The organism is Spartinivicinus ruber (assembly GCF_011009015.1).
GTDB lineage: Bacteria > Pseudomonadota > Gammaproteobacteria > Pseudomonadales > Zooshikellaceae > Spartinivicinus > Spartinivicinus ruber.
Map to the genome: position 1 here is coordinate 5,602,929 of NZ_CP048878.1, position 12,595 is coordinate 5,615,523.

Genomic DNA, 12,595 nt, shown 5'->3' on the forward strand with positions numbered 1-12,595 from the left:
GGAGATAAGTTAAAGTTATTATCTATCCGCTTTCCGGATACATCTTAAAATGGAGCTCACCCATGCATTGGACCTTAGATCAGTTAGAGGCTTTCATCGCATCAGTAGAAATGGGGTCATTTTCTGCGGCTGCTCGCAAACTGGGTAAAGCACAATCCCGCATCAGCACTGCTATAGCCAACTTAGAAGCAGACCTTGGCTTTGAGTTATTTGACCGCCAGGCTCGACTACCCGTGCTAACCCCATCAGGTAAAGAAATGTATCAAGAAGCCCAAGCGGTGTTAGTGCAATGCCAACGATTACAGGCCCGAGCAATGACAGTACTTGGAGGAAATGAAGCATCACTTACCCTAGCAATGGACGAAGCAATCCCCATCGAACCTTTCGAGCATTTTTTTCAGAACGCGGCTAAACAATTTCCATTATTAAAACTTACTGTACTTAATGGTTCTCAAGATGACATTGCAGAATGGGTAGAAACTAAAAAGGCCGATATAGGTATTTTATTTCACTTAAACCTATTGCCAGACTCACTTGAATTTATGCAAATAGGCCAAATAAAACACTCTCTTATTGTATCTGCTAACCACCCGTTAGCTAAAATTGCTGCACCAACCGTTTCGGAGCTGATCCAATATAGGCAATTGGTTATTCGTGGTCGAATGGGAAAGCGACAAACTAAAACTATCTCTTCTGAATATTGGTATATAGACAGTTACTACCACATTACCTCCCTGGTCATCAAAAGCATTGGCTGGGCCTTGGTACCAGAGCACGTTGCCAACATAGAATGGTATAGCAACGAATCAGTAAAACTTTCCACTAAAAATATTCCCGGCTCTTTTTCTGTGGCAATGGGGATAGTCAAACGGCGAGACAGAGGATGTAGTCAAACCATGGACTGGATGCTTTCAGAAATTAACGCTATATTCTGTGAGTCATGAACCTAATGGCTATTACTATTTAAGTTTAGCCCGTATAAAAATAGCCGAATAAGCATTAGTAACATAATAGACTTCATCATAAAAAATAGGATTTCTAAAGCCTAACTGTATAAGTTTAGGTCGGTTAACGCTGGGCACTGTAATAGAGGTAATTTTTTACCCGGTTATGGCGAAAGTGATACCGAGTTAACAATGAGAGCATGAAGTAGTTTAAGGTTTAAAAAATTAAACTATTACCCATATTTTTATTAGTTATCCTAATCTTATTTCTGTACCTATTGACAGTATTAAGGTTGAAGTAATGAAGCAAAGAGCATTATATACTTTAGGCATTCATACAGGTCATGATGCAGGCGCTTGCTTATTTAAAGGCAAGCAGTTAGTTGCATTTTGTAAGGAAGAACGAATAACAAGAAAAAAACATGATGGCGGGTTTTCTAATCTGAAGTCAATAGAAGAGGTACTAAGAATAGCAGGTATTAGCCATGCTGATATCTATATCTTAGCTTTGTCACGTACTCAGTTGCCACTGCAATGTTTTAAGAAGACATCTAAGCCTTTACGGGATCTATCTCGTAAACTGCGGGGAGTAAAGCGAGATAGAAACCTAATAAAAGAAATTATTTTTTTTAAGGAAAAAGAAGAATCTAGTTTGGTTAGCTTTGATAAAATCAAAGAATTTTATGGACTATCAAAGCAGTGCAAAATTACTTTTACTAACCATCATTACTCTCATACTTTAGGTGCATATAATTTTACTGACTGGAAACAAGATGCATTGTATATATCTTGTGATGGCGGTGGCGATGGTGCTACCTACTCAGCTTATTACTATGATGGTAATGAGTTACACATTCTGTATGGTGGTGATGAAACCTTATTAAACTCACAAAATCATGCTGCATCTATTGGTGTCGCCTATGCTCAGGTGACAGAATTATGTGGATTCACTCCCGTGCGACATGAAGGTAAAATAACGGGTCTTGCTGCTTTTGGCCAACCTGTTGCAGGGGAAGCAATAAAAAAATATTTTTCAGTCAATAATGATGGTAGCATAACCTCTCAGTTAGCCAATGTTTCTGAGCTAAAGCAACATCTCACTTCCTTATTAAAGGATCTTTCACGAGAAGATATGGCAGCTTCCATCCAATATGCTACAGAAGAATTAATTATTGAATGGATAAAGGTGTTAATTGATAAAACATCAGCTAAATACATTGGTATGAGTGGTGGAGTTTTTGCTAATGTACGATTAAACCAGCGAGTAGCTGAGCTTGAAGGGATAAATGAAGTATTTATTTTTCCTGCAATGAGGGATGAAGGATTACCAGTTGGCAATGCCATTAATGCAATCGCTTTACACTACGGTTTTGACCAACTTGAGCGCAACCGCATGGGAAATGTGTATCTTGGCTTTCCTTATACAGGAACAGATTTAATTACAGAAGCACAAGCTTTCAATCTTACTGTAGAATCCAGTAATCCCGCCCAAAAAGCTGCAAAGTTACTTCAGGAGGGTCGAGTTGGTGCTATTTACTCACAGAGAATGGAAATGGGACCAAGAGCTTTAGGCGCACGCACTATTCTTGCCAGTCCTGTTGACCGTGATATCAACGACTCAATTAATAAACGTCTTGAACGAACTGAGTTTATGCCTTTTGTATTGGAAGAAGATGCTAGCAAGGTTTTCGAAGTTAATGAAAAAAATGCCGAAGCTTGTCTTTACATGACCATTACAACTAATGTTAAAAAGGAGTATCATGACAAAATCCCTGCTGTCGTACATGTTGATGGAACAGCTCGCCCGCAGATAATTAAACGAACTACTAATCCACTATATTTTGACATACTTAGCGAATTTAAAACTATTAGCGGTTTGCCATGTTTGGTCAACACTAGTTTTAATGCCCATGAAGAACCTATAATAAATACACCAACTGAAGCACTGAAAGCGCTAAATGACAATCGAGTTGATTTTCTAGTCTGTGAAGATGGGATAATTTTTGGGCCCCACTTTTTAGACCATACTTCAATTTAAAAAGTAAAGTTTAATGCTTTGTAATTCATCAGCTCTTGCATAAAACTTTTTTAAAATAACTTCCTTTAAACAGTCATTTTTTATAGTGTTTACCGCACTATCTAGAGCTGATGCCTGATGATTAATTACTCTTCAAGCTACTCTCCCAGATTTATTGATGCTTTTTTAGTAGTCGCTTGGTTAGTTTAATAGCTTTAAACTCATTCATCTTTTGGCTAAGTAATTGATAGCACTTTCTACAAGGTAATTTTTTAGAAATAGCAATGTACATACCTTCTAACGTTACATATGGTTTTAAAGGTACAATTTGATTTTTTAAGTCAGTTGAGGCTAATGCTGCTAAAGTTGGGCATGGTCTAGATATCCTAGAAAGATATGATTATGCCTTAAAACAGCATGACCTGAACGAAAACTATTTATACATAACCGCATCGCTTAGCGATCAACTAAAAAATCAGTACACAAAGAAAAAATAGTTTAGTTATTAATTAACTCTGCAGACCTGCAACATAGTTTCCGTAATATTAATGGCTACATAATCAATCTTAACTAAGAGTCTGGTTTGCGATATTTACTTTTCAATTCTTGTATTTAAGCACGAATCCCAAAAATCGTTCACAAATCCAAAATTAACATTACCCAATAGATGATGTGCAGAATGATACCTTGGATAACCACTGACTTTTCCTAGCAGAGGATTATTTATGATTAGGTTGTAATTCGAGTGGATAAGAATAGTGAACATCATACCAAAAATATGTAACACCAAAGCAACTCCCAAACTGAGTGGAAATATACTCATAAATATAGGGGCACTCATTGCAATAAATATCGCCTCAACGGGGTGTACACTATATGCACTCCAAGGCGTTACCCGTACCGATTTATGATGAACGTCATGTATTTTTAAAAACGGCTTAGTGTGTAATAGCCGATGAATAAAATAAGAGTAGCTTTCATAAAAAATCATGAATGCTACTAGCTGAATCAATAGACTAATAAAACTAACAGGCCAAACTTGGCTGAATAATTCCCGCGTTATTAAACTACCAACACCAAAGATAACACAAGCAACTATACCGTTTTGGATTTCAATCTTTTTTTGATTGAGTTTCAAAGGACAGTCATCAATATAGCTTCCAAATTTATATTTACTGATTAACCCAGCAATTGCATAATCCAAAATAGTAGCAGTAGAAACAAATACAACAATGTTTACCGCTATTGACATCAACAAGGCAAAATACCAGTCAGTCTCAATCCAAAACTGCAATAGCTGGTTAATATAGGCCATTATTAATTTTTCCTTTTACTCCAAATTGCCATTGAGATTCACGCATATACCATTGTATTGATGTTGAGGTTTCTATTCTTGCTAACAAGTTATAATGCGACCAACTTAATTCGAGAGACACCACCTCCCATTTTTCAAATACCTAATAAAAACGACACATATTTGCCTTTCCAAACTAAAAAGGAGCCTTTCGGCTCCTTCTACATAATCGCTTATCTTAACACTAAGACTTTTATGTCATTCAAAACGGTATATCATCATCAAAATCATCAAAACCACCAGCTGGTGCTCCGCTTGGTGCTGAGTTATTAGCTGGCTGAGATGGCGCTGGTTGTTGAGCAGGTGCTTGTTGGCCACCAAAGTTGTTGTTTGGCATGCCACCTTGTTGCGGCTGAGCTGGTTGTGAATAGCCTTGGTTTTGTGGTGGCTGCTGGCCCATCATGCCAGGTTGCCCTTGGGGTTGTTGCTGTGGCGCACCGTAACCACCGGCATTACCCATTGGGGCACTGCCTTCTTGGCGGGCGTCCAGCATTTGCATTTGGCCGTTGATGTCTACCACGATTTCTGTTGTATAACGGTCTTGGCCATCTTGCCCCTGCCATTTACGGGTTTGTAATTTACCTTCCAAATATACTTTGGAACCTTTACGTAAATATTGCCCGGCGATTTCAGCTAACTTGCCGAATAAAACCACCCGGTGCCATTCAGTGCGGGTTTGTGGCTGGCCAGTTTGCTTGTCTTTCCATTGCTCGCTAGTTGCCACGCTGATGTTGGTGACAGCATTCCCGTTAGGCATATAACGGACTTCTGGGTCTGCTCCCAGGTTACCCAATAAAATTACTTTATTTACGCCACGCATGTTTCTCTCCTCAATCTGTCGTTATACGCCAAAACCGTATGCTTGCAAGGCTTGAGTATCCAAAGCCTTTTTATCAACCTTTAAATAGGCTGCATGTTCTTCAGGGATGACCACCACATCTTCCACCCCCTTTACTGCTGCTAATGTGTTAGACAAGTCAATTGGTGAAACTTTATCCACCTTGGTCAAATCAAGCATAATACTGTTTAAATAAGGCGGTTGCTGCATAGTAACTGAAGCAACCCACCATAATACCAGAATGCTGACTGCTAATAGAGTTAATCCTAACATACCCCAGGTTTGGTACACCCACCCACTGGTTGATGCCCCAATGGCAGCACCTAAAAACTGTGAGGTAGAAAACACCCCCATGGCGGTACCACGACTACCTGCCGGAGCAATTTTGCTAACCAAAGATGGCAGTGATGCTTCCAACCAGTTAAACGCCATAAAGAATACAAATAAGCTCACCATTAACCCGACAACTGACTGCTGATTGAAATAAAGCAATATCACTGCCACGGCAAGCAGAACAATAGCCCCCAGTTTTATTTCCTTCATCTTACGCTTGGCTTCCGCCACAATAATAAACGGCACCATAGCAATAAAAGACAATACCAGAGTAATTAGGTAAACCCACCAGTGTTGATGACGAGATAGCCCAGCTTGCTCCTCTAAAATAACCGGTACGACGACAAATGCCCCCATCAACACAAAATGTAAAGCAAATACACCGATATCCAGCCGCAGCAAACTACCATTACGAATAACCTGGCCTATTTGGCCTAATACGGTATTGGCCTCTCGATGTCGTTTTTGCTCTATTGGCGTAGGCAATATCCAAACCAACGCCAGAGCCACAACAGACAATGCCGCTGTTAAGTAAAATAAACCACTTAAGCTGTAAATATCCGTTACCAATGGACCCAGCACCATTGCCAAGCAAAAGGCTAAACCAATACTAATACCAATCATTGCCATGGCTTTGGTGCGCTGTTCTTCTCGGGTTAAATCCGCTGCCATAGCCATAATGGTACTGGCGATAGCACCCGCCCCCTGCAAACAGCGGCCCAATATCACCTGATAAATATCATTAGCCATGGCAGCTAATACACTACCCGCAATAAACAGTAGTAAGCCGATAATGATGACAGGCTTTCTTCCCAGCCGATCCGACCACATGCCAAATGGAATTTGCAAGCAAGCCTGGGTAAATCCATAAGCGCCTATGGCTAACCCAATTAATGCAGGCGTTGCTCCAATTAGCTCAGTGCCATAAATTGCCAATACAGGCAGCACCATAAATAAGCCAAGCATTCTCATGGCAAAAATAGATGCCAGACACAAAGAGGCTTTCCGCTCATGATGTGTCATGCCACTCAAATTCATTGAACCCTCATTCGCACTTCACTGAAAAAGAATAAATTTTATCAGGTTTGTTACTTCAAGCGTTAGCTCTAAGCAACACAGCAATTTCTGCCCTCTTTTCAAACGCCAAACACACAAGAATGTAGTGATAGGGTGTTCTGCAGCTAAGGAATGGATGCCTTTTTAGTTCTTGCGGGCCATGGATGGCCTTTAAGAACGGAGGAAGAATACCCTGTCACTACATTTTTTACGAAACATGACAGGAGCTTTCAGGGTCCTGCATCTATTTGGTTGTTCATATATAATCGACTCTTTTTCATTCACCCACCGTAAGGGATGCTGTTGTGGATAAGATACTGGTTCGTGGCGCCCGCACTCACAACTTAAAGAACATTAACTTGGAAATACCTCGCGACAAGTTAATTGTTATCACTGGTCTGTCTGGCTCAGGCAAATCTTCATTAGCTTTTGATACGTTATATGCAGAAGGCCAGCGGCGCTATGTGGAATCACTCTCCACTTATGCCCGACAGTTTTTGTCCATGATGGATAAGCCTGATGTCGACCATATTGAGGGTTTATCGCCAGCGATTTCTATTGAACAAAAATCAACCTCTCATAACCCTCGCTCTACCGTCGGCACAATCACCGAAATATACGACTACCTACGGCTACTATTTGCTAGAGCAGGCACCCCTCGTTGCCCAACCCATCAACAACCATTAGAAGCCCAAACCATTTCTCAAATGGTGGACCAAGTATTAGCCCTACCAGAAGGTACTAAGTTAATGCTGTTAGCGCCTGTGGTTAAAGACCGTAAAGGGGAGCACCTGCATATTATTAATGAACTGAAAAGCCAAGGGTTCGTGCGAGCCAGGGTCGATGGCATTGTTACTGACTTAGATGACGTACCCAAACTGGCTAAAACCAAAAAGCACACCATTGAAGTAGTCGTAGATCGATTTAAAGTGCGTGGGGATCTGCAGTTACGACTGGCTGAATCATTCGAAACCGCTATTCAACTAACCGACGGCGTAGCAGAAGTGGCGTTTATGGATGGCGAGCAGGAAGACTTAATCTTTTCAGCACGATTTGCCTGCCCTGAATGTGGTTACAGCATTAATGAATTAGAACCTCGGCTGTTTTCCTTCAACAACCCTGCAGGTGCCTGCCCCACTTGTGATGGCTTAGGTGCACGACAGTTTTTTGATGAAGTAAAAGTCATCACCAGTGATGAGCTAACCCTGGCTGAAGGTGCTATTCGCGGCTGGGACAGACGCAATGTGTATTACTTTCAAATGCTCACCTCTCTTGCTAGCCACTATGGTTTTGATATTGATACGCCTTTTTATAAGCTGGCTAAAAAATACCGCCAGGTTATTTTACATGGCAGTGGTGACGAGCATATTAACTTTAATTATGTCAATGATCGCGGTATGACCATTAAAAAATCCCACCGGTTTGAAGGGATTTTACCCAACATGGAGCGCCGCTATCGCGATACTGATTCGCAAAGTGTTCGGGAAGAATTAGCCAAATATCTAAATACCCAACCTTGCCCAGACTGTAATGGCAGCCGACTGAAAGAATCCGCACGTAATGTGTATGTTGAAGAAAACACCCTGCCAGACATTTCTAAATTACCCGTAGGTAACGCTTTAGCCTATTTTGAACAATTAGCACTGCCTGGGCGCAAAGGTGAAATTGCTGATAAAATATTAAAAGAAATTCGCGAACGACTGCATTTCTTAGTGAATGTTGGCCTTAATTATTTAACTTTAGATAGAAGTGCCGAAACCTTATCCGGCGGTGAGGCACAGCGGATTCGCCTGGCCAGCCAAATTGGCGCTGGATTAGTCGGGGTTATGTATATTTTGGATGAACCTTCTATCGGACTACACCAACGGGATAATGATCGCCTGCTAAACACCCTGACCCGCCTGCGAGATTTAGGCAACACCGTGATTGTTGTCGAACACGATGAAGATGCCATTCGCACCGCTGATCATGTGATTGATATTGGCCCTGGAGCAGGTATCCACGGTGGCCAAATTATTGCTGAGGGCACGCCAGAAAAGGTAATGAAAAATAATTTTTCATTAACAGGACGTTATTTATCTGGCAAAGAGTCAATCGAAGTACCCAGCCAGCGTGCACCCGTTGACAGCAAGAAAATGCTGAAAATATTTGGTGCTACCGGCAATAACCTGAAAAATGTTAATTTAGAAATTCCCTTTGGCTTATTTACTTGTGTGACTGGCGTTTCTGGTTCAGGTAAATCGACTTTAATTAATGGTACTGTTTACCCAATAGCCGCTACTGAGTTAAATAAAGCTACCACGTTAACCCCCGAGCCCTATAAACGGGTAAGTGGTTTAAAGCATTTTGATAAATGTATCGATATTGACCAAAGCCCGATTGGTCGCACCCCCCGCTCCAACCCAGCAACTTATACCGGCATATTTACAGCTATTCGTGAGCTATTTGCAGGTACCCAAGAAGCAAGATCACGCGGTTACAAAGTTGGTCGATTCAGCTTTAACGTAAAAGGCGGCCGCTGTGAAGCCTGCCAAGGTGATGGAGTCATTAAAGTAGAAATGCACTTCCTGCCCGATGTCTACGTACCTTGTGATGTTTGTAAAGGCAAGCGTTATAACCGGGAAACGCTTGAGGTTAAGTACAAAGGTAAAAGTATTCATGAAGTGCTGGAAATGACGGTGGAAGAAGCTCTGGTATTTTTTGAAGCAATTCCTGCAATCAATCGTAAATTACAAACCTTAATGGATGTAGGGCTTTCTTATATTCACCTGGGACAAAATGCCACCACCCTTTCTGGTGGTGAAGCCCAAAGGGTTAAACTGGCTAAAGAACTGTCGAAACGAGATACCGGACAAACCCTGTATATTCTGGACGAACCCACCACCGGCCTGCATTTTCACGATATAAAACAGTTATTAACTGTATTACATCGCCTTCGTGATCATGGCAATACCATTGTGGTGATCGAACATAATCTAGATGTTATTAAAACAGCAGACTGGGTTATTGACTTAGGCCCTGAAGGTGGCGATGGTGGCGGCGAAATTATCGCGACTGGCACACCAGAGGAGGTCGCTAAGGTTAAAAAGTCTCACACAGGACGATTTTTAAAACCGATGCTAAACAACAACAGTAAAAGCCTACTCAATTAGTAGGCTTTGTTTGTCCTACTAGCATCAGAACAGATAAGATAACACTTTTAAAGACCAACTAACGTACAAATACATCAACAGAAAGATGGTAATCTATGTCAAGATATCCCTACAAAAACCTTCCCTTGAAAAAATCTGAGCACAATAACTCTAATTTTAAAGTAAAAAAAACCGTACGCCTAGGTACAGACAAAGCACCTGCTCAAATCACTGTGCAAACAGAAGAACGCAAACAAGAGTTGGCTAATATCTTTGCAGAAAACGGCTGGGTCAGCGTCATCAAGGTAGATCCAGAACAAGATGAAAATATCCGTGATCTAGAAATCCTACAAAACAAGCAAAGCAGCGCAGTTAGCACCAAAAAAGCAAACCGTAATGACCCTTGTCCTTGTAATAGTAGTAAAAAGTATAAAAAGTGTTGTGGGGCCTAGACCAGTAATCCCTTAAGGGATATCTCAGCTGAAGCAATCTCAAAAAATTACACAAAACTAGGCATCAACATGGGTGATGCCTATTACAAGAAAGTATTTTTCTAATTCAGAACTGTTAAAACCTTATCTGCTTCAATATTCCTTACATAGTTTCGCCAATCTTGGTAGTCCTCAGCATTATCAGTCATAACAGCCTGGTCATTAACGATAGCTAAGGATTTTCCTAATTCATTAACTAACTTATCACCCTCCCAGCGCCATTTTTGATTAGCCGCTGCAGTACAACTGCGCACTGTAACAGTATTATCAGTTTCAGCAGTTAAGCAGCGATCTTTACCCACCCGAGATCTATAACGCTGGTAATTATCAAGTCCCCACAGCTGATTATTGCTGTATTGACAGCTATAACCAATCACGCTTGTGCCCTCTGCGGTTGAACTCCCTTCCACATCTAAGCAAATACCTTGGGTGCTGTCTTTGCGAAATGCTTCTATTGACACATTAACTTCTGGTTCAAATACTGGCGCATCCCAATTAACCCGGAAGTTTTTATTAAAGGTATAGGCAGTACCATTATACGACCATGGCGTATAGCCTTGATACCAAATCATATACTGCACTCGCCCACCCAGTGCAGCAACAGTAACTTTATTGCTGATGGTAAAAGTTGATTCACCTGATTTTTCAGCAGGTGCCTGAAATGTCGCACTAAAGCCAGGTTTATAATTGGCGTAAGAAGCTGCACTGAAAGCACTGTCTTTAAAAAACCAATCATCACACCACAGTGCACAAGTGTCATTGGTACGCCAATTTTTACTGTCTTCATCAAATTTGCGGTCCCATAGCCACTTAGCACGATCCTGCGTACCGGCCCTGGACTGATTCGCCACAGTATATTCATGGGCTTTATAGGTAACCCAGCGTTGGCTGTTGTAACTAAAGCTGCCTTTAGCATCCACCCCAACCGTTGGGCCTTTTTCGCCTACATCTGCCTTCCCCCCTGCTTCAACCCCCACAGTAAAACCCGACACTTCACGAATCTCACTCTCTTTAGGTTTGTTATTTGGAATTGTATTAAACAGATGAACATCTGAATCACTAGTCGTTATTTCCACAGTATAATCCATTGCTACTGGACCAAACCAAGTCAGACGGTTTGTCCAACTTTCAAACCAGGTATGTTTGTGGGAAGGTTTATCAACAAGATGCCACCCTGCCCCACCACTGGCTGAGCCACCACTTTCGCCACCACCGGGGTTAAGAGTAATGCGAATATATTTCGCATTATCAGCATTCTGGTCACCACCACCGTTAAAAGGTACCGAGCGAATAAAATCTAAATTATAAAATAACGAGACGCTAGCTTCGCCATTACAAGCATCCTCAATTGTACCACTCCAGTTAGCACTGTTTGACCAGCCATTGCCATCAAACTCTTTACCAACACGACACTTAAAGCCAATATGTCTAAATTCCAAAGGAATTGAAACCTCAGGTCGATAAGGTGTCGATGAGGAAGAGGAAAAAGCAGTTGAGCGATGAACCCTTGACGAACGGGAAGAGCTAGAGGAATTAAGTACAGTACTATCCCACTGTTTAATTACTGCCTCTGTTTCTTTCATTAATCGCGTTAGACGCTCTTGTCCTTTAAGTGCATTACTTACCGATAGCGACTTATATTCTGCTGAATTATTATTTTTCCTAACTGCAATAATTGGATCAGCTAAGCCTACCCCAATAATTTTTGCAGTTATTTTTTTTACTTGCTTAGAATTAGTTGCTTGCGTGCTGTCTAAAATAAGCATCTTACCTTGCCGAAAAGCCTGTTTTGCCAATTTAATTGCTTCATCATTATTATACTCTGCTAAATTAATAATAACTAAGCTCACGTGTGACAAATCACCTGCCTTATAAACCGGCTTCTGCAACCAACTTTTATCAGTCATTAATTGACTAACAATTTCGCTAGGATAAGAAATTAGTCCCACTTGTTTTTTGAAAATTAAATACCCTGGCAAATCACTAGAATAGCCTATTAATGCCACAGGCAAACTTGTTACTAATGCTAGACTCGTTAACCATTTTTTGGACGGACTAACTTTGTTATTTTTCATGGTTTACACCTTTTATTATATTAAGTCCTTAGAAGACGATATAATGCTGACACGATCCATGACTGACTATTTTTTTAAAGAAAATATTTATCAACACCAACATCTTTAGTTGCTGTATTTTTATTATTTATTTTCCCTACATTAAGATAATCTATTGATAGAGCCTGTTAACACTATTTGAATAGGTGGTTAGATACCGACAAGTCAGTCGAAATTACTGCATAAAAATACCTTATTAATAACCCCTCACCTTTATCAACTATTCATATAAGTACACATTATTTCAATAGAGATCAAGTTCTTTTACAAATAGCATGATGTACAACTTAACATCTTAATTTTTAAGAAAATATTTA

Annotated in this window: 8 protein-coding genes; 4 read left to right on the top strand and 4 right to left on the bottom strand. The window is 40.7% G+C overall.

Going from position 1 to position 12,595, the window contains the following annotated elements; genetic code table 11:
* The first annotated feature begins 62 nt into the window (after positions 1 to 62).
* Positions 63 to 944 carry a LysR family transcriptional regulator gene (locus G4Y78_RS25260; protein WP_163835645.1) on the top strand — a complete coding sequence of 294 codons (882 nt, stop codon included), beginning with the start codon at positions 63 to 65 and terminating at the stop codon, positions 942 to 944.
* Positions 945 to 1,245: 301 nt separating this feature from the next.
* Positions 1,246 to 2,982: a carbamoyltransferase C-terminal domain-containing protein gene (locus G4Y78_RS25265; RefSeq protein WP_163835647.1), complete on the top strand. Its 1,737-nt coding sequence runs from the start codon at positions 1,246 to 1,248 to the stop codon at positions 2,980 to 2,982.
* A 571-nt stretch (positions 2,983 to 3,553) separates the two neighbouring features.
* Here the strand turns inward: G4Y78_RS25265 and G4Y78_RS25270 are convergent.
* From G4Y78_RS25270 to G4Y78_RS25280, 3 genes are all read right to left on the bottom strand, one after another.
* Entirely contained in the window at positions 3,554 to 4,276 is a 723-nt protein-coding gene (locus G4Y78_RS25270; RefSeq protein ID WP_163835649.1) for a sterol desaturase family protein, read from the bottom strand.
* A 241-nt stretch (positions 4,277 to 4,517) separates the two neighbouring features.
* Positions 4,518 to 5,135: a single-stranded DNA-binding protein gene (ssb, locus tag G4Y78_RS25275; protein WP_163835650.1), complete on the bottom strand. Its 618-nt coding sequence runs from the start codon at positions 5,133 to 5,135 to the stop codon at positions 4,518 to 4,520.
* 21 nt (positions 5,136 to 5,156) lie between these two features.
* On the bottom strand, positions 5,157 to 6,509 hold the full coding sequence (locus tag G4Y78_RS25280; protein ID WP_222937778.1) for an MFS transporter: 1,353 nt from the start codon (positions 6,507 to 6,509) through the stop codon (positions 5,157 to 5,159).
* Positions 6,510 to 6,847: 338 nt separating this feature from the next.
* Between G4Y78_RS25280 and uvrA the strand changes: the two genes are divergently transcribed.
* Positions 6,848 to 9,694: an excinuclease ABC subunit UvrA gene (gene uvrA, locus G4Y78_RS25285; RefSeq protein WP_163835654.1), complete on the top strand. Its 2,847-nt coding sequence runs from the start codon at positions 6,848 to 6,850 to the stop codon at positions 9,692 to 9,694.
* A gap of 95 nt (positions 9,695 to 9,789) precedes the next feature.
* On the top strand, positions 9,790 to 10,125 hold the full coding sequence (locus G4Y78_RS25290; RefSeq protein WP_163835656.1) for a PBPRA1643 family SWIM/SEC-C metal-binding motif protein: 336 nt from the start codon (positions 9,790 to 9,792) through the stop codon (positions 10,123 to 10,125).
* Between the two features lie 101 nt (positions 10,126 to 10,226).
* On the opposite strand, the gene G4Y78_RS25295 is transcribed toward G4Y78_RS25290, so the two are convergent.
* Complete coding sequence (locus G4Y78_RS25295) at positions 10,227 to 12,239, bottom strand: leukocidin family pore-forming toxin (RefSeq protein ID WP_163835659.1); 2,013 nt, start codon at positions 12,237 to 12,239, stop codon at positions 10,227 to 10,229.
* Between the last annotated feature and the right edge of the window lie 356 nt (positions 12,240 to 12,595).

Coding starts and splice junctions, on each gene's coding strand:
- G4Y78_RS25260 (WP_163835645.1), top strand. CDS start 63: ATGCATTGGACCTTAGATCAGTTAGAGGCTTTCATCGCATCAGTAGAA.
- G4Y78_RS25265 (WP_163835647.1), top strand. CDS start 1,246: ATGAAGCAAAGAGCATTATATACTTTAGGCATTCATACAGGTCATGAT.
- G4Y78_RS25270 (WP_163835649.1), bottom strand. CDS start 4,276: ATGGCCTATATTAACCAGCTATTGCAGTTTTGGATTGAGACTGACTGG.
- ssb (WP_163835650.1), bottom strand. CDS start 5,135: ATGCGTGGCGTAAATAAAGTAATTTTATTGGGTAACCTGGGAGCAGAC.
- G4Y78_RS25280 (WP_222937778.1), bottom strand. CDS start 6,509: ATGACACATCATGAGCGGAAAGCCTCTTTGTGTCTGGCATCTATTTTT.
- G4Y78_RS25290 (WP_163835656.1), top strand. CDS start 9,790: ATGTCAAGATATCCCTACAAAAACCTTCCCTTGAAAAAATCTGAGCAC.
- G4Y78_RS25295 (WP_163835659.1), bottom strand. CDS start 12,239: ATGAAAAATAACAAAGTTAGTCCGTCCAAAAAATGGTTAACGAGTCTA.